Source organism: Streptomyces sp. Tu 3180 (assembly GCF_009852415.1).
Lineage (GTDB): Bacteria > Actinomycetota > Actinomycetes > Streptomycetales > Streptomycetaceae > Streptomyces.
This window is the reverse complement of record NZ_WOXS01000002.1, coordinates 2540778-2559113: the sequence shown is the minus strand read 5'-3', so window position 1 is coordinate 2559113 and position 18336 is coordinate 2540778. Positions and strand designations below refer to the sequence as shown.

Below are 18336 nucleotides of genomic sequence, written 5' to 3'. Positions count from 1 at the left end.
CCGTAACTGCGCGGAACCTTGCCAGCCCTCTTGCGCCGCTCTACTGTCGCCGACAGAAAGCGCTTTCCCAACAGATGAGCCGGGTCGCACGGCCGCCCCACGGCCGTTCCGCTGGCATGCTCATGACATGGATCGGGATGTGCCCGGCCTGCGAGGACGAAAGGCGAAGCGAGGATGAGACGAGCAGTCGCCCTGCGACTTTCCGCGGCACTGGCCACGGGGGCCCTTGCGGCCGCGGGCACCGTGGCGCTGTCGGCGCCCGAGGCGGAGGCCGCGGCCACCGGCGCCACCGGCTACGCGACCCAGAACGGCGGGACCACCGGCGGCGCGGGCGGCCAGACGGTGCGCGCCACCACGGGAACCGCGATCCACCAGGCCCTGTGCAGCCGGGCCAGCAGCAGCACCCCGATCACCATCCAGGTCGAGGGGACGATCAACCACGGCAACACCGCCAAGGTGTCGGGCAGCAGCTGCAACACCGCGGCCGGCGTGATCGAGCTCAAGCAGATCAGCAACGTCACGATCGTCGGGGTCGGCGGCGGCGCCGTCTTCGACCAACTGGGCATCCACATCCGGGAGTCCAGCAACATCATCATCCAGAACGTGACCGTGCGGAACGTCAAGAAGTCGGGCTCGCCCACGTCCAACGGCGGCGACGCCATCGGCATGGAGAGCGGCGTCCGCAACGTCTGGGTCGACCACGTCACCCTGGAGGCGTCGGGCGGGGAGTCGGAGGGCTTCGACGGCCTCTTCGACATGAAGGACAACACCCAGTACGTGACCCTGTCCTACAGCACCCTGCGCAACTCCGGCCGCGGCGGCCTCATCGGCTCCAGCGAGAGCGACACCTCGAACGGGTACGTGACGTTCCACCACAACCTGTACGAGAACATCGACTCCCGCACGCCCCTGCTGCGCGGCGGCATCGCCCACATCTACAACAACCACTACAAGAGCCTCAACGAGTCCGGCATCAACTCCCGTGCCGGGGCCCGCGCCAGGGTGGACAACAACTACTTCGAGGACTCCAAGGACGTCCTGGGCACCTTCTACACCGACGCGGCCGGCTACTGGCAGGTCAACGGCAACATCTTCGACAACGTGACCTGGTCCGGCCGGGGCGAGGACAACAACCCGGCCGGCCCGAACCCGCAGTCCAACACCACGGTCTCCATCCCGTACTCCTACAGCCTCGACGCGGCCAACTGCGTCCCGAGCGTCGTCAGCCAGACGGCGGGCGCCAACAAGGGCCTGAAGGTGTCGGACGGCAGCTGCACGCCGCAGAACCCGAGTCCGACGCCGACCGACCCGACGCCGACCCCGACCGATCCCACGCCGACGCCGACCGACCCGACCCCGCCCAGCGGGACGAACCTCAGCCTCGGAGCCGGCGCCGACGGTTCCAGCAAGGCCGACGGGACGAGCTACGGCAACGTGCGGGACGGGAACATGAGCACCTACTGGTCACCGGCCGGCTCGACCGGCTCGGTCTCGGTCAAGTGGGGCTCCGCCACCACCGTGTCCAAGGCCAGCATCCGTGAGGCGGCGGGCTCCGAGGGCACCATCGGCTCCTGGCGGCTCGTCAACCACGACACCGGCGCCGTCCTGACCTCCGGCAGCGGGGCGGGCGTCGTCAGCTTCCCCCGGACCTCGCTGTCGAAGATCACCCTCCAGATCACCGGCGCGAACGGCACCCCGAAGGTCGCCGAGTTCGAGACCTACGCCCAGTGACCGGCCGGGGGTCGTCCTCCGGGGCGACCCCCGACCGTCAGGGGACGGCCGTCTCGCCCGCCCGCGCGACGAAGCGGCTCCACGCGGCCGTCGTGAGGGTGAGACGGGGGCCGTCGGGGGCCTTGGAGTCCCGGACGTGGACCGAGCCGGAGGCTATGGCGACCTCGACGCAGTCGTTGGGATTGCTGCTGTCGCTGTAACTGCTCCTGAACCAGACCGGATCGACGTCGACTCCGCCCGAGCCCTTGCGGTTCATGTCTCCCCCAGCGCTTGTTCGATGAAGGCCAGTGACTCTCGTGCGGTCAGCGCCTCGGCTCGGATGATGCCATAGCGCAGCTCGAGGATCCGCAGTTGGCGGGGATCGGTGACAGGGCGGCTGCCGAACTCGTCGTCGGCCCGGCCCACCGCGGTGCCGTCCCCGAACTTGAGCACCTGGATCCGCCCTCCCGTTCCGGGGTGGTCCCCACGGGCCGTCGGCATCACCTGAAGCTCGACGTGCCGCAACCGCGCCAGCTCCAGCAGGTGTTCGAGCTGCCTGCGCAGGACCGTCGTGCCCCCGACCGGACGCCTGAGGGTCACTTCCTCCTGCACGAAGCTCAACTCCGGCGCGGGACGCCGTTCGAAGACGGCCTTGCGGGCCGTCCGGGCAGCGACCGCCCTTTCCAGTTCGTCCTCCGACAGGGCCGGCCGCCGCGTGCTCAGGAGCGCCCGGGCGTACTCCTCGGTCTGCAGGATCCCGTGCAGGTTGTGACTGCCGTACGAGAGGAGCTCCACCGCCTGGGACTCCAGCTTCGCCAGGTCCCGCACCTTCTTCGGGTACCGGACCTTCGCCACGTCCTCCTTCATCGCGGCGAGCAGCCCGCCCGCCCCCAGCACCTCGTCCGCCTTCTCCAGGTACTCGGGCCGGGGGATCCGCCTCCCGCCCTCGACCTTGTAGACGAGGTCCTCCCCGTACCCCACCGCCGCCGCGAACTCCGCGGCCCGCATCCCCACGGCCTCCCGCCGCAGCTTCAACTGCCGCCCCACCGTGGCGACGACCGCCACACCCCACTCGTCGTCCGGGTCGACCTCCCACCCCGGTTCGTCCGCCCGCACCTCGTCCCCGAGGCGCACCGCCCCGCCGTCCACCGGCATCCGCACCCCTCCGCCGTACGCGTCGTGTCGCGACGTGCCCGACGCTAGACGGGGCGGTGACAGCGGGGGACGGAAACGGGTGCCGAGGCACGCCGACGGGTGACACGGCCCCGGCTTCCCGGCGGTCGCGACCGGCGGGAGGGGGTACCCGGGGGGCATGTTCCTCTTCTTCAGCAGCAAGGCCGGCTGTCTCGGTTCGCTGGTCATCAGTGCGGTGGCGACCGTCGTCCTGGTCCTGGTCCTCGGCCGCTGATCCCCGGTCCGCGCCGGCCGCCCGCCGGGGCGACGGCGCGGCGGAGTCCTGCCCCCGGGCCGGGGTACGGCCCGGGGGCAGGACTTCCTCGTCGTCAGAGCCCCGAAGCCGGCCTCACGAGGAGCCGGAGCGCTTCTGGGCCTCGTCCTTGAGCTGGCGGCCGGAGTCGCGGGCCTGGTCGGTGACCTGGCCGGCCTGGCCGCGGGCCTCCTCCTGCGTGGTGCGGGCGGCCTGCTGCGCGGTGTCCTTCACCTCCGCGGCCGCGCTCTGCGTGACCTCCTTGGCGCCCTCCTTCAGGTGCTGCGCGGACTCGACGGCGGCCTGCTTCACCGGCTCCAGCGCCTCACCGCCGCGCTCCATCAGCTCGGTGGCCTTCTCCTGCTCGGCCCGGGAGGCGGGCAGCAGCGACGAGGCCAGCAGGCCGACGCCGAAGGCCACCAGGCCGGCGGCCAGCGGGTTGCCCTGGGTCTGGCGGCGGGCCATCTCGGGTGTCTGCTGGACGGCCTGGCTCGCCTGACCGGCGGCCTCGCGCGCGGTCTCGGCCGCACGCTCGGTGCCCTCCTGCACGGAGCCGGCCGCGGAGCCGGCCGCCGACTGCACCGAGCCGGCCGCCGACCGTGCGGTGTCGGCCACCTCGTGCGCGGTGTACGAGGCGGTGCCCATGACGCGGTCACGGACGCCCGACACCGTGCGGCGCATCCTCGCCTTGCGGCGGTGGACCATGCGGCGCGGACTGGCCCGGTCGGCCAGCTGGTCCACGTCCGCGGTCAGCTGGTTCCGGGTGGCCGCTATCTCGGCCCTCATTTGGTCGGGTGACGTGCCCATTCCGCGTCCTCCTTCAGGGTCTCTACGGTTCGTTCGGGCTTCGGGGAGACGGTGCGCATCCGTGCGCGGCCCTTCTGGTACAGCACGGCTGCGGCGATGCCCCACAGCACGGCGACGATCAGGGCGGCCCAGCCCCCGTCCATCACGTTGCCCAGGCCGTACACGGCGGCCAGCGACAGGAACAGCAGCACCATGTAGCCGGCGAAGCCGGCCCCGCCGTACATCCCGGCGGCCTTGCCCGCCTTGGTGCCCTCCTCCTTGATCTCGGCCTTGGCCAGCTCGACCTCCTGGCGGAAGAGGACCTGCAGGTCCGAGGTCACCCTGGAGAGCAGTTCGCCCATGGACGGGTCGTGCCTCTGCGCCTGCGGCTCGGCCGCCTTGGCCCGGGACAGCGGTGACATCGTGGCCATCTCACACCTCCGGGAACGGACGGCCCGGCGTCCCGGCCGGCGGTGCCGACGGGGCCGGCGGCGCGGTTCCCGGCGGGGGAGCGGCCGGCAGGGACTGGGAGGCCGGTGCCGCCGGCGGCGTCAGTGCGCCCTGGCCCGGTGCCGCGGCGACCTGGCCCTGGCCGGATCCGTCGCCCCGGGACGCGGCCTGCGTCACCTTCGCCAGGCGCCCGACGGCCAGTCCGGCCAGCAGCGCGCCGCCCAGGAAGGCGCCGGGACGGCGCCGCGCGAAGCCCTGGAGGTCGGCGACGAGGCCTTCCACCCCCTGCCGCTCCAGGTAGTCGGCCGCTCGCTGCCCCCTGTCGCCCACCTGGGCCGCCAGGCTGCGGGCGGGCGAATCCTTCTCGGCGTGCGCGGCCAGGCCGGAGAGGTCGCCCGCCCACTGCCGCAGCGTCTCGGCGGCACGCCTGGCCTGCCCCTCCGCCTCGTCCATCGCGCGGCCGCGCAGGTCGTCGATGACCGTGCCGGCCTGCTGCCGCGCCTCACCCACCACGGTCCGGGCCTGCTCCGCCGCGGTTCCCGCGACCTGGGTCGCGGCCTGCTTGGCCTGTCCGGCCGTCGCGGAGGTCTCTGCCTTGACCTTCTCTCCGGTGCTCCCGGATCCGGTCCGTATGGACTCACTCATCGGCGACTTCTCCTCATCGGATGTCCTGCGTGCGGCTCGTATTCCCGATGACCCGGTGCGTGCCGAAGCGGTGCACCGGAGCATCACACGTAGCCGTCCGTCCCACCCCGAGTCGCCATTTGGCTGAGATTGACACTATTCGCGAGCCATGTATGTCGTACGACCGGTCGACGGGTCCGGGTGCCGGGGGACCGGTGCGCACCCGGCCCGTGCCGGTACGGGACCCGCACCAGGGCAGGCGTGGCTCCGGAGCGCACCGACGTCCGCGCCGGCGACGGCGACCTGATCCTGATCGGGGAGGCGGCCGCCCGCCCGGGGTTCCGGAGCACGCGTCCCTCCCGGCGCCCTCCGGCCGGTGGCGGCCGGCCCTACGCCCCCGCCTGCTCCGTCAGCAGCCGGTGCAGCGGTTCCGCGGCCCGGCGCCGGTACTCCTGGACCGCCCAGCCGTTGCCGTCCGGGTCCTTGAAGTACATGAACGTGGCGCCGTCGTCCGGGGTGTACCGCACCGGCTCGGAGACCTCCAGGCCGCGCGCGACCAGCTCCGCGTGGGCCGCCTCGATGTCGGCGACGCACAGCTGCAGGCCCTGGTAGGAACCGGGGGCGGGGCGGGGGCCGGGCATGGTGTCCCAGACGGTCTCGCCCAGCGCGATCGAGCAGCCGGAGCCGGGCGGGGTCAGCTGGACGATGCGCATGCCCGGCATGACCTCCTGGTCGATGTCGACGTGGAAGCCGAGCTTGTCCCGGTAGAAGTCCCTGGCCCGGTCGACGTCGCTCACGGGGAGGGGGATCACTTCGAGGGTCATGTCCATGGCTCGGCTCCTCCGTCGATGTCCGCGTCGGGCGAACCGCCGCCGGGTCCGGTCGGACGGCTCCCCCTCACCGAAGCCGAAAACGGTCCGCGGCGCCACCGCGCACACGGCGGCGTGCTCCCGGACCGTGGTGAAGTGCCCGTTCCGGACATCGCGGGCCGCCCCGGGGCCGCGGGCCGGTGCTCCGGTTAGGCTCATGGCCGTACGACCCTGATCCGAGGCACGAGGGAGGCCGGGGATGACGTCGGCGCCGGGGCGCAGGAGCAGTACCTTCACCCGACTGCTGCGGCACGGCTTCACCGATCCCTCCGCCGCCGAACGGCTGCTGGAAGGACCCGAGCTGACGGCCGTGCGCAACGACCCGGTGCTGCTCGACGCCCTCGGCGCCACCGCCGACCCCGACCTCGCGCTGCTCGGACTGGTGCGGCTGCTGGAGGCGCAGACCGGTGCCGCCGCCCGCCGGGAGCTGCTGGACACGCTGATCTCCGCGAAGCCGCTGCGGGACCGGCTCCTCGGGGTGCTCGGCGCCTCCACCGCCCTCGCCGACCACCTCGCCCGGCACCCGAGCGACTGGCAGGCCCTCGTCACCTACGAGCCCCGCGACCTGCACCCGGGCGTCGAGGAGTTCGAGCGCGGCCTCGCGGGCGCCACCGACCCGGTCTCGCTGCGCGTCGCCTACCGCCGCTGCCTGCTGTCCATCGCCGCCCGGGACGTGTGCGGCACCACCGAGGTCGCCCAGACCGCCGCCGAGCTCGCCGACCTCGCCACCGCCACCCTGCGTGCCGCCCTCGCCCTCGCCGCGGACGCCGCGCCCGAGGACGCCGCGCTGTGCCGGCTCGCGGTGGTCGCGCTGGGCAAGTGCGGGGGACACGAGCTGAACTACGTGTCCGACGTCGACGTCATCTTCGTCGGCGAGGCCGTGGGCGGGGCCGACGAGGACAAGGCGCTGCGCGCCGCCACCCGCCTCGCCTCGCACCTGATGCGGATCTGCTCCGAGACCACCGTCGAGGGCTCCATCTGGCCCGTGGACGCCAACCTGCGGCCGGAGGGGCGCAACGGGCCGCTCGTGCGCACCCTCGCCTCCCACCTCGCCTACTACCAGCGCTGGGCCAAGACCTGGGAGTTCCAGGCGCTGCTCAAGGCCCGCCCGGTGGCCGGCGACCTCGCGCTCGGCGAGGAGTACGTCGCCGCGCTCCAGCCGCTGGTGTGGCAGGCCGCCGAGCGGGAGAACTTCGTCGCCGACGTGCAGAAGATGCGCCGCCGGGTCGTGGAGAACATCCCCGCCGCCGAGGTCGACCGCCAGCTCAAGCTCGGCCCCGGCGGCCTGCGGGACGTCGAGTTCGCCGTGCAGCTGCTGCAGCTGGTGCACGGCCGCGCCGACGCCTCCCTGCGCAGCGGCACCACCCTCGACGCGCTGAAGGCCCTCGCCGCCGGCGGCTACGTCGGCCGCGCGGACGCCGCCCAGCTCGACGACGCCTACCGCTTCCTGCGCTCCATGGAGCACCGCATCCAGCTGCACCGGCTGCGCCGCACCCACCTCGTCCCCGAGGACGAGGCCGACCTGCGCCGCCTGGGCCGTTCCCTCGGCCTGCGCACCGACCCGGTGGCGAGCCTGAACCGCGAGTGGCGGCGGCACGCCTCGGTCGTGCGGCGGCTGCACGAGAAGCTGTTCTACCGGCCGCTGCTCGACGCCGTCGCCCAGCTCGCCCCCGGGGAGACCCGGCTCAGCGCGGAGGCGGCGCGGGAGCGGCTGGTCGCCCTCGGGTACGCCGACCCGGCCGCCGCCCTGCGCCACCTGGAGGCGCTCGCGTCCGGCGTCACCCGCAAGGCCGCGATCCAGCGCACCCTGCTGCCCGTCCTGCTGGGCTGGTTCGCCGACTCCGCCGACCCGGACGCGGGCCTGCTGAACTTCCGCAACGTCTCCGACGCGCTCGGCAAGACCCCCTGGTACCTGCGGCTGCTGCGCGACGAGGGCGCCGCCGCCGAGAACCTGGCCCGCGTCCTGTCCGCCGGGCGGCTCGCCCCCGACCTGCTGATGCGCGCCCCCGAGGCGGTGGCGCTGCTCGGCGACGGGGACGGCGGGGGACTCACCCCCCGCTCCCGCACCCACCTGGAGCAGGAGATCATCGCCGCCGTCCGCCGCGCCGACAACGCGGTGCAGGGCGTCACGGCCGCCCGCGGCGTGCGCCGCCGCGAGCTGTTCCGCACGTCCGCCGCCGACATCGTCGGCTCCTACGGCACCGAGTCCCAGCCCGCCGAGGCCGACCAGGGCGCCCTGGTGGACCTGGTGGGCGGCGCGGTGTCCGACCTGACGGCCGCCACCCTCGCGGGCACGCTCCGCGCGGTCGTCCGGGAGGGCTGGGGGGACACGCTCCCCACCCGGTTCGCGATCATCGGCATGGGCCGTTTCGGCGGGCACGAGCTGGGCTACGGCTCCGACGCGGACGTCCTGTTCGTGCACGAACCGCGCGACGGCGTCGACGAGGGGGAGGCGTCCCGGGCCGCGAACAAGGTCGTCGCCGAGATGCGCCGCCTGCTCCAGATCCCCAGTGCCGATCCGCCCCTGCTCGTCGACGCCGGCCTGCGCCCGGAGGGCAAGTCCGGTCCGCTGGTGCGCACCCTGAAGTCGTACGAGGCGTACTACCGGCGCTGGTCGCTGGTGTGGGAGCGGCACGCGCTGCTGCGCGCCGAGCCCGTCGCCGGGGACGAGGACCTCGGCCGCCGCTTCACCGAGCTGATCGACCCGCTGCGCTACCCGGCCGACGGGCTCGACGAGGACGCGGTCCGGGAGATCCGGCGGCTGAAGGCCCGGATGGAGTCCGAGCGGCTGCCGCGCGGCACCGACCCCAAGCTGCACGCCAAGCTCGGTCCGGGCGGACTGTCCGACGTGGAGTGGACGGTGCAGTTGCTGCAGCTGCGGCACGGCGCCGGGGAGCCGGGGCTGCGCACGACCCGCACGCGCCAGGCCCTGGCCGCCGCCCGCGCGGCCGGGCTGGTCTGCGAGGAGCACGCCGCGATCCTCGACGAGGCGTGGGTGCTGGCCACCCGGGTGCGCAACGCGGTGATGCTCGTGCGGGGCAGGGCCGGCGACACCTTCCCCACCCAGCCCCGCGAGCTGGCCGCCGTCGGCCGCTACCTGGGCTACGGTCCCGGCCACGCCGGCGACATGCTCGACGCGTACCGGCGTACGGCACGCAGGGCACGGGGCGTGGTGGAGGAGCTGTTCTACGGGGGTGTCTGACCCGCTGTACGGGGTGTCCGACCTGCTTGTACGGGGTGTCCTGCCCGCGCTCTACGGGGGTGTCCGACCCGCCGGGTCGGTCCGCCCCGGTTCGGTCCGGCTCCGGGGCAGCCGGGGCCGGACCGGCGCCGGCGGGCTCCCGCCGCCGTCCGGCACCTGCCGGGGCAGGGCGTGGGGCCGGCTCCCGTACCAGAGCAGGGCCACCCCGTAGCCGAAGGCGAGGCAGAGCACGCCGCCCACCGCGTCCAGCCAGAAGTGGTTGGCGGTCGCGACGATCACCACGAGGGTGGCCGCCGGGTACACCAGGCCCAGGACGCGCACCCACGGGACGGCGGCCAGCGCGAAGATCGTCAGGCCGCACCACACCGACCAGCCGATGTGCATCGACGGCATCGCGGCGTACTGGTTGGACATGTTCTTCAGGTCGCCGGAGGCCATCGAGCCCCAGGTCTGGTGGACCATGACGGTGTCGACGAAGTCCTGGCCGTTCATCAGCCTCGGCGGGGCGAGCGGATACAGGTAGTAGCCGACCAGGGCGATGCCGGTGGTGGTGAACAGGACCAGCCGGGTGGCCGCGTAGCGGCCGGGATGACTACGGTAGAGCCACACCAGGACACCCAGCGTCACCACGAAGTGCAGGGTGGCGTAGTAGTAGTTCATGCCGACGATCAGCCAGGTCACCGAGTTCACGGCATGATTGACGGACTCCTCGACGGCGATGCCGAGTTGCCGCTCCAGCTCCCAGATCCGGTCGGCGTTGCGCAGCGCCTCGGCCTTCTGCTCGGGCACGGCGTTGCGGATGAGCGAGTACGTCCAGTAACTCACCGCGATCAGCAGGATCTCGAACCACAGCCGGGGCCTGCCGGGGGTGCGCAGACGGTGCAGGTACCCCCGCCTCGTCCCGTCCGCCGTGTCCGCGACGGAGTGTGGAACGGCCTCTTCGCGGCCTTCCAGCGTTGTCACGGTCGTGTCACCCATGGGCACAGAGTCTGCCAGATCGCCCCTCCCCCGCAGATCATCCCCCGGTCGGGTCCGCCCCGCATGTTCTCGTGCGGGTACAGGCCCGTGACGTCCTCCCGCGGAAGTGCCCGAAAGGCCGCCCTCTCCGCCTCAAGGACGATTCCGGTCCCCAGGGGCCGAAGCGGTCGAACCGCGCACCACCAGCTCCGGCATGAACACGAACTCGCTGTGCGGCGCGGGCGTCCCGCCGATCTCCTCCAGCAGCGTGCGCACCGCGGCCTGGCCCATCGCCGGGACCGGCTTGCGGACGGTGGTGAGCGGCGGGTCGGTGAAGGCGATCAGCGGGGAGTCGTCGAAGCCCACCACCGAGACGTCCTTCGGCACGTCCAGGCCGCGCTGCCGGGCCGCCCGTATCGCACCCAGCGCCATCATGTCGCTCGCGCACACCACCGCCGTGCAGTCGCGGTCCATGAGCGCGGTGGCGGCCGCCTGGCCGCCCTCCAGGGTGTAGAGGGAGTGCTGGATCAGCTCGTTCTCCACCGTTTCGGCGCTCAGCCCGAGTTGGTCCTGCACGGTGCGCACGAACCCCTCGATCTTGCGCTGCACCGGCACGAACCGCTTCGGCCCGAGCGCCAGGCCGATGCGGGTGTGGCCGAGGGAGGCGAGGTGGGTGACCGCGAGCGCCATCGCCGCCCGGTCGTCGGGGGAGATGAACGGCGCCTGCACCTTCGGCGAGAAACCGTCCACGAGCACGAACGGCACGCCCTGCGCGCGCAGTCGTTCGTAGCGCTGCATGTCGGCGGTGGTGTCCGCGTGCAGTCCGGACACGTAGATGATGCCGGCGACCCCGCGGTCCACGAGCATCTCCGTCAGCTCGTCCTCCGTCGACCCGCCGGGGGTCTGGGTGGCGAGCACCGGGGTGTAGCCCTGGCGGGTCAGCGCCTGCCCGATGACCTGGGCCAGCGCCGGGAAGATCGGGTTCTCCAGCTCGGGGGTGATCAGGCCCACCAGGCCCTCGCTGCGCTGCCGCAGCCGCACCGGACGCTCGTAGCCCAGGACGTCGAGGGCGGCGAGCACGGACTGGCGGGTGGTGGCGGCGACGCCCGGCTTGCCGTTGAGGACGCGGCTGACGGTCGCCTCGCTCACTCCCGCCTGAGCGGCGATGTCGGCAAGTCGTGTGGTCACAGGACCGGACTGTAGCGGCCGTTTCCGCCCTTGCACACCGAGCGCACGCCTGCCGCGCGCCGTCGGACGGCCCGCTGTGGGCTGCTGGGTCATCGCGGTCCTCACGTCGTGGTCGGCGACCGTTCCGCAACGGATGATTCCCCCGGAGGAAACGGATGGCAAGTGCTTGCAGAGTCTTGCACACCCGCCCGAACCCCGGCCGTACGCCCGGAAACGCGCGTCGCGCGGTGGTTGAGGAGAGGTCACGGCGGCATAACTCTCCGGGCTGCTTGCAAAATTTTTCAGCAAGGTCTTTCGGAACGATTGCACGGCTGTTACGTTCACGTCGCCCGGCGGCGGCAACGGCGCGGTCGGCAAGTCGGCAGGGCGGCAGACGGGGCCGCTCCCTGCACCACACGGGCTTAACCCTCAAGGAGTACTCATGCGGCGTGGCATAGCGGCCACCGCGCTGGTGGCGTCCCTCGCCCTCGCGGCGACGGCCTGCGGCGGCGACAGCGACAGCGGCGACAAGGCCGGCGGCCCGGTCACCATCACCTGGTGGGACACCTCCAACGCGACCAACGAGGCGCCGACGTACCAGGCCCTGGTCAAGGAGTTCGAGGCCGCCAACAAGGACATCAAGGTCGAGTACGTCAACGTCCCCTTCGACCAGGCGCAGAACAAGTTCGACACCGCCGCCGGTTCCAAGGGCGCCCCCGACGTGCTGCGCTCCGAGGTCGGCTGGACCCCCGCCTTCGCCAAGAAGGGCTTCTTCCTGCCGCTGGACGGCACCGAGGCCCTCGCCGAGGAGTCGAAGTTCAAGCCCAACCTGATCGAGCAGGCCAAGTACGAGGGCAAGACCTACGGCGTCCCGTTCACCACGGACACCCTGGCCTTCGTCTACAACAAGGAGCTCTTCGAGAAGGCCGGCGTCGAGGCCCCGAAGACCTGGGACGACCTGAAGAAGGCCGCCGCCACCGTCAAGGACAAGACCGGCGTCGACGGCTACTGGGGCTCCACCGCGGGCTACTACGCCCAGCCGTTCCTCTACGGCGAGGGCACCGACATGGTCGACGCCGAGGCCAAGAAGATCACCGTGAAGTCGCCCGAGGCCGAGAAGGCCTACGGCACCTGGCTGGACCTCTTCGACGGCAAGGGCCTGCACAAGGCCGACACCACCGCCGACGCCTACGCCCACATCCAGGACGCGTTCGTCAACGGCAAGGTCGCCTCGATCATCCAGGGCCCGTGGGAGATCACGAACTTCTACAAGGGCTCCGCGTTCAAGGACAAGAACAACCTCGGCATCGCCACCGTCCCGGCCGGCTCCACCGGCAAGGCGGGCGCCCCGACCGGCGGCCACAACCTGTCCGTCTACGCCGGCTCCGACGAGGCCAAGCAGAAGGCCGCGCTGAAGTTCGTGAACTTCATGACCTCGGCCAAGGCCCAGGAGACCATCGCCCTGAAGAACTCCACGCTGCCCACGCGTGACGACGCCTACACCGACAAGGTCAAGGCCGACCCGGGCATCGCCGGCTACCAGACGGTCCTCGCCGCCGCCCAGCCGCGTCCCGCCCTGCCCGAGTACAGCTCGCTGTGGGGTCCGATGGACGACGAGCTGCCGCAGATCGCGGGCGGCAAGGAGTCCCTGGACAAGGGGCTGGGTGACGCGGAGACCGCGATCGCCAAGCTGGTGCCGGACTTCAGCAAGTAACGCCCGTGTGGCCGCCGGACCCGCTTCCAGGAGGGGAGGGTCCGGCGGCCACCGGCCTGTGTGCCGTACTCCTTGATCATCCAGAAGGTGCCGAACCATGACAGTCGCCATCGACCGCGCGACCGGCAAGCGCCGCGGTGACCGCGCGCCCCGGCCCGGACCGGTCAGCCGCCTGAAGCGCAGTTTCCACAAGCACTGGTACGCCTACGCCATGATCGCGCCGGTGGCCGTCGTGCTCGGCGTCCTCGTGCTGTACCCCCTGGCGTACGGCTTCTACCTCACCCTGACCGACGCCGACAGCCTCAACTCGGCCCGCACCATCGGCGTCAACGAGATCGAGGCCACCTACAAGTTCATCGGCATCGACAACTACGCCGACATCCTGTGGGGCGAGACGGCCTACGACCGCTTCTGGTCGCACTTCATCTGGACGATCGTGTGGACGGCGGCCTGCGTCGCCCTGCACTACGGCATCGGCCTGGGCCTCGCCCTGCTGCTCAACCAGAAGCTGCGGGGCCGCACCCTCTACCGGCTGGTCCTCATCCTGCCGTGGGCCGTGCCGACCTTCGTCACCGTCTTCGGCTGGCGCTTCATGCTCGCCGACTCCGGCCTGATCAACTCCGGCCTGGGCGCCCTCGGCCTGCCCTCGCCGCAGTGGCTGGAGGACACCTTCTGGCAGCGGGTCGCCGCGATCATGGTCAACACCTGGTGCGGCGTGCCGTTCATGATGGTCTCCCTGCTCGGCGGGCTGCAGTCCATCGACGCCAGCCTGTACGAGGCGGCGGAGATGGACGGCGCGAACGCCTGGCAGCGGTTCCGCCACGTCACCCTGCCCGGGCTGCGCTCGGTCAGCTCCACCGTGGTCCTGCTCGGCGTCATCTGGACCTTCAACCAGTTCGCGATCATCTTCCTGCTGTTCGGCAACACCGCCCCGGACGCGCAGATCCTCGTGACCTGGGCCTACCAGCTGGGCTTCGGACAGCAGCCGCGCGAGTTCGCCGAGTCCGCGGCCTACGGGATGCTGCTGCTGGCCATCCTGATCGTCTTCACCTCCTTCTACCGCCGCTGGCTGAACCGCGATGAGCAGCAGCTCGCGATCTGAGGCAGGAGTCCCCATGAGCACCCTCGACCGTCCACTGTCCGCCGACGCGAAGGGGGCGCCGGCCGCGGCGCCCGCCGCCCGGCGGCCCAAGGCGCGGCGGCGCGGCGAGAGCAGCCCCCTGGTCCGCCTCACCTCGCACGGCGTGCTGACCGTGGCCAGCCTGATCGCGCTGTTCCCGGTCGCCTGGCTGGTCTTCCTGTCCCTCGGTCCGGACAAGGACGACTATCTGCGCCCCGGAGGCATCTGGGGCAAGATGACGCTGGACAACTACACCTTCGTCCTGCAGAACACGAACTTCTTCGACTGGCTGAAGAGCTCGCTGATCGTCTCGCTCGGCACCACGTTCATCGGTGTCCTGGTCGCCGCCACCACCGGCTACGCCGTGTCCCGCATGCGCTTCCCGGGCTACAGGAAGTTCATGTGGGTGCTCCTGGTCACCCAGATGTTCCCGGTGGCCGTCCTGATGGTCCCGATGTACCAGATCCTCTCGGACCTCCAGCTCGTCGACAGTTACCTTGGACTCATCCTCGTCTACTGCACGACGGCGGTGCCGTACTGCGCCTGGCTGATGAAGGGCTACTTCGACACCATCCCGTTCGAGATCGACGAGGCGGGACGGGTCGACGGGCTGACCCCCATCGGCACGTTCGTACGGCTGATCCTGCCGCTCGCCAAGCCGGGTCTGGCGGTCGCCGCGTTCTACAGCTTCATCACCGCGTTCGGCGAGGTCGCCTTCGCCACGACGTTCATGCTCGACGACGAGAAGTACACGCTCGCCGTCGGACTGCAGAGCTTCGTCAGCGAGCACGACGCGCAGCGCAACCTCATGGCCGCCACCGCGGTCCTGATCGCGATCCCCGTCTCCGCGTTCTTCTACCTCGTGCAGAAGAACCTGGTGGCCGGCCTCACCGCCGGCGGCACGAAGGGCTGATCCCCTTCGCAGCAGGACTCCCGCGCGCCTGACGCGCGCGGGTAGGCGGCCGCGGTGCCCATCCGACCCCGCTGACACCGCGGCCGCCTCGTCTGCGGGCCGCCCCCACCCGCCTCCCTGACCGAAACTCGCATCAAGGACGACATGAGCCAGCAGCACTCCGCCGCCCCGGCCCCGACCCCCACGACCGACGCGGCCGTCGCCACCGTCGCCAGGCGCCGCGACTGGTGGCGGGACGCGGTGATCTACCAGGTGTACCCGCGCAGCTTCGCCGACAGCAACGGCGACGGCATGGGCGACCTGGAAGGCATCCGCTCCCGCCTGCCGTACCTGCGCGACCTCGGTGTGGACGCCGTGTGGCTCAGCCCCTTCTACGCCTCACCGCAGGCCGACGCCGGCTACGACGTCGCCGACTACCGCGCCGTCGATCCCATGTTCGGCACCCTGCTCGACGCGGACGCGCTGATCCGGGACGCCCACGCGCTGGGCCTGCGGATCATCGTCGACCTCGTGCCCAACCACTCCTCCGACCAGCACGAGTGGTTCAAGCGGGCCCTCGCCGAGGGCCCCGGCTCCCCGCTGCGGGAGCGCTACCACTTCCGGCCCGGCAAGGGCGAGAACGGCGAGCTGCCGCCCAACGACTGGGAGTCGATCTTCGGCGGCCCGGCCTGGACCCGGGTGACCGAGCCCGACGGCACGCCCGGCGAGTGGTACCTGCACCTCTTCGCGCCCGAGCAGCCCGACTTCAACTGGGAGCACCCGGCGGTCGGCGACGAGTTCCGCTCCATCCTCCGCTTCTGGCTGGACATGGGCGTGGACGGCTTCCGCATCGACGTCGCCCACGGCATGGTGAAGGCCGAGGGCCTGCCCGACCTCGGATCGCACGAGCAGCTGAAGCTGCTGGGCAACGATGTCATGCCGTTCTTCGACCAGGACGGCGTCCACGACATCTACCGGCAGTGGCGGCTCATCCTGGACGAGTACTCCGGTGAGCGCATCTTCGTCGCGGAGGCCTGGACCCCGACCGTCGAGCGCACCGCCAACTACGTCCGCCCCGACGAGCTGCACCAGGCGTTCAACTTCCAGTACCTGGGAACCCACTGGGACGCCGAGGAGCTGCGCGAGGTCATCGACCGCACCCTGGAGGCGATGCGCCCGGTCGGCGCCCCCGCCACCTGGGTGCTGTCCAACCACGACGTCACCCGGCACGCCACCCGCTTCGCCAACCCGCCCGGCCTCGGCACCCAGATCCGCCTGGCCGGCGACCGCGAGCTGGGCCTGCGCCGGGCCCGCGCGGCGACGCTGCTGATGCTGGCGCTGCCCGGTTCGGCCTACGTCTACCAGGGCGAGGAGCTGGGCCTGCCGGACGTCGTGGACCTGCCGGACGAGGTGCGCCAGGACCCGGCGTACTTCCGGGGCGCGGGCCAGGACGGCTTCCGCGACGGCTGCCGGGTGCCGATCCCGTGGACGCGCGAGGGCTCCTCCTACGGCTTCGGCGACGGCGGCAGCTGGCTGCCGCAGCCCGAGGGCTGGGGCGAGCTGAGCGTGGAGGCGCAGACCGGCGTGCCCGGCTCCACGCTGGAGCTGTACCGGGCCGCGCTCGCCGTGCGCCGGGCCCAGCCCGACCTGGGCGCGGGCGACGCGGTGGAGTGGCTGCGCGCGCCCGAGGGCGTCCTCGCCCTGCGGCGCGGGGACTTCGTGTGCGTCGCGAACACCACCGGGGAGTCGGTGACGACCCCGGCGTACGGGCGGGTGCTGCTCGCCAGCGGCGAGGTGGTCGAGGCGGACGGCGAGGCGAAGGTCCCGGCCGACACCACCGTGTGGTGGACCACCGGCTGAGGTCGTCCGGCCCGAAACTTTTTTCCTCCGAGTTGGTACGGCCCGCTGCCCTTTCGGGTGGCGGGCCTCTAACATCTGCGTTGCCGCAAGGTTGCTGAAGCTTTCAGCAAGAAGCTTCAGGCGTCCTCAGCGGTTCCCCACACCCTTCGATGAAGAAGGAACCCCACATGGCACGCAGAACCCTCGCCGGGGCCGTCGCCCTCGCGGCCGCCTCGGTTGTCATGACCCCGACGGCAGCGGAGGCCTCGCCCCCCGGCACCAAGGACGTCACCGCCGTCCTCTTCGAGTGGAACTTCGCCTCGGTCGCCCGCGAGTGCACCACCACCCTCGGCCCCGCCGGGTACGGATACGTCCAGGTCTCCCCGCCCGCCGAGCACATACAGGGCTCCCAGTGGTGGACGTCGTACCAGCCGGTGAGCTACAGGATCGCCGGCCGGCTCGGCGACCGCGCGGCCTTCCAGAACATGGTGAACACCTGCCACGCGGCCGGCGTGAAGGTCGTCGTCGACACGGTGATCAACCACATGTCGGCCGGCAGCGGCACCGGCACCGGCGGCTCGTCGTACACGAAGTACAACTACCCCGGCCTGTACTCGTCGTACGACTTCGACAACTGCACCGCGCAGATCAGCAACTACCAGGACCGCGGCAACGTCCAGAACTGCGAGCTGGTCGGCCTCGCCGACCTCGACACCGGCGAGGAGTACGTCCGCGGGGCCATCGCCCGGTACATGAACGACCTGCTCTCCCTCGGCGTGGACGGCTTCCGCATCGACGCGGCCAAGCACATGCCGGCCGCCGACCTGGCGAACATCAAGTCCCGCCTGACCAACCCCTCCGCCTACTGGAAGCAGGAGGTCATCCACGGCGCCGGCGAGGCCGTCCAGCCCACCGAGTACACCGGCAACGGCGACGTCCAGGAGTTCCGCTACGCCTACGACCTCAAGCGGGTCTTCAACAACGAGAACCTCGCCTACCTGAAGAACTACGGCGAGGGCTGGGGCTACATGAACAGCTCCGTCTCCGGCGTCTTCGTCGACAACCACGACACCGAGCGCAACGGCTCCACCCTCAGCTACAAGGACAACGCCACCTACACGCTGGCCAACGTCTTCATGCTGGCCTGGCCGTACGGCGCCCCGGACATCAACTCCGGCTACGAGTTCACCGACCACGACGCCGGACCGCCCAACGGGGGCCGGGTGGACGCCTGCTGGCAGAGCGGCTGGAAGTGCCAGCACGCCTGGCCGGAGATCAAGTCCATGGTCGCCTTCCGCAACGCGACCCGGGGCCAGGCGGTCACCAACTGGTGGGACAACGGCGGCGACGCGATCGCCTTCGGCCGGGGCAGCAAGGGATTCGTGGCCGTCAACCACGAGTCCGGCTCCCTGACCCGCACCTACCAGACCTCCCTGCCGGCGGGCACGTACTGCAACGTCCAGAACAACACCACGGTGACGGTGAACGGTTCGGGGCAGCTGACCGCCACCCTGGGAGCCCGCACGGCCCTCGCGGTGTACGCGGGCAAGTCGTCCTGCTGAGGCCCGCGCCGGTCAACG

General features: G+C 71.6%; 15 protein-coding genes. 7 read left to right on the top strand and 8 right to left on the bottom strand.

Annotation, left to right across the window (positions count from 1 at the left end):
* The first annotated feature begins 174 nt into the window (after window positions 1–174).
* Window positions 175–1731 (top strand): polysaccharide lyase family 1 protein, encoded by a 1557-nt coding sequence (locus GL259_RS12435; protein ID WP_159532096.1) that lies wholly within the window; start codon window positions 175–177, stop codon window positions 1729–1731.
* Between the two features lie 37 nt (window positions 1732–1768).
* Here GL259_RS12435 and GL259_RS12430 read toward each other — a convergent pair whose 3' ends face one another.
* The 6 genes from GL259_RS12430 to GL259_RS12405 all read right to left on the bottom strand — a co-directional run bounded on the left by GL259_RS12430 (window position 1769) and on the right by GL259_RS12405 (window position 5826).
* On the bottom strand, window positions 1769–1987 hold the full coding sequence (locus GL259_RS12430; RefSeq protein ID WP_159532094.1) for a DUF397 domain-containing protein: 219 nt from the start codon (window positions 1985–1987) through the stop codon (window positions 1769–1771).
* Complete coding sequence (locus GL259_RS12425) at window positions 1984–2865, bottom strand: helix-turn-helix transcriptional regulator (RefSeq protein ID WP_159532092.1); 882 nt, start codon at window positions 2863–2865, stop codon at window positions 1984–1986. Before GL259_RS12425 ends, GL259_RS12430 begins: the two co-directional genes overlap by 4 nt.
* Before the next feature lie 367 nt (window positions 2866–3232).
* Complete coding sequence (locus tag GL259_RS12420) at window positions 3233–3943, bottom strand: DUF3618 domain-containing protein (protein WP_159532090.1); 711 nt, start codon at window positions 3941–3943, stop codon at window positions 3233–3235.
* The gene (locus tag GL259_RS12415) at window positions 3919–4353 is read right to left on the bottom strand and encodes a phage holin family protein (protein ID WP_159532088.1); all 435 of its coding nucleotides are present in this window, start codon (window positions 4351–4353) and stop codon (window positions 3919–3921) included. Before GL259_RS12415 ends, GL259_RS12420 begins: the two co-directional genes overlap by 25 nt.
* A 1-nt stretch (window position 4354) precedes the next feature.
* Window positions 4355–5017, bottom strand: a complete 663-nt coding sequence (locus GL259_RS12410) for a hypothetical protein (RefSeq protein WP_159532086.1) — start codon at window positions 5015–5017, stop codon at window positions 4355–4357.
* A 368-nt stretch (window positions 5018–5385) separates the two neighbouring features.
* Window positions 5386–5826 (bottom strand): VOC family protein, encoded by a 441-nt coding sequence (locus tag GL259_RS12405; protein ID WP_159532084.1) that lies wholly within the window; start codon window positions 5824–5826, stop codon window positions 5386–5388.
* 238 nt (window positions 5827–6064) lie between these two features.
* Here GL259_RS12405 and GL259_RS12400 point away from each other — a divergent pair, with 238 nt between their 5' ends.
* Window positions 6065–9067 (top strand): bifunctional [glutamine synthetase] adenylyltransferase/[glutamine synthetase]-adenylyl-L-tyrosine phosphorylase, encoded by a 3003-nt coding sequence (locus tag GL259_RS12400; protein WP_159532082.1) that lies wholly within the window; start codon window positions 6065–6067, stop codon window positions 9065–9067.
* 51 nt (window positions 9068–9118) lie between these two features.
* Here GL259_RS12400 and GL259_RS12395 read toward each other — a convergent pair whose 3' ends face one another.
* Both GL259_RS12395 and GL259_RS12390 read right to left on the bottom strand, forming a co-directional pair.
* Entirely contained in the window at window positions 9119–10045 is a 927-nt protein-coding gene (locus tag GL259_RS12395) for a phosphatase PAP2 family protein (protein WP_159532080.1), read from the bottom strand.
* Between the two features lie 132 nt (window positions 10046–10177).
* A complete protein-coding gene (locus GL259_RS12390; protein ID WP_159532078.1) occupies window positions 10178–11212 on the bottom strand; it encodes a LacI family DNA-binding transcriptional regulator in 1035 nt (344 codons plus the stop codon).
* Between the two features lie 421 nt (window positions 11213–11633).
* Between GL259_RS12390 and GL259_RS12385 the strand changes: the two genes are divergently transcribed.
* The 5 genes from GL259_RS12385 (at window position 11634) to GL259_RS12365 (ending at window position 18318) form a co-directional block, all read left to right on the top strand.
* Entirely contained in the window at window positions 11634–12905 is a 1272-nt protein-coding gene (locus GL259_RS12385; protein WP_159532076.1) for an extracellular solute-binding protein, read from the top strand.
* 97 nt (window positions 12906–13002) lie between these two features.
* Entirely contained in the window at window positions 13003–14007 is a 1005-nt protein-coding gene (locus tag GL259_RS12380; protein ID WP_159532074.1) for a sugar ABC transporter permease, read from the top strand.
* Window positions 14008–14020: 13 nt separating this feature from the next.
* Complete coding sequence (locus tag GL259_RS12375) at window positions 14021–14938, top strand: ABC transporter permease subunit (RefSeq protein ID WP_159532072.1); 918 nt, start codon at window positions 14021–14023, stop codon at window positions 14936–14938.
* A gap of 144 nt (window positions 14939–15082) precedes the next feature.
* Window positions 15083–16777: a glycoside hydrolase family 13 protein gene (locus GL259_RS12370; protein WP_159532070.1), complete on the top strand. Its 1695-nt coding sequence runs from the start codon at window positions 15083–15085 to the stop codon at window positions 16775–16777.
* 167 nt (window positions 16778–16944) lie between these two features.
* Complete coding sequence (locus tag GL259_RS12365) at window positions 16945–18318, top strand: alpha-amylase family protein (protein WP_159532068.1); 1374 nt, start codon at window positions 16945–16947, stop codon at window positions 18316–18318.
* Window positions 18319–18336 lie beyond the last annotated feature (18 nt).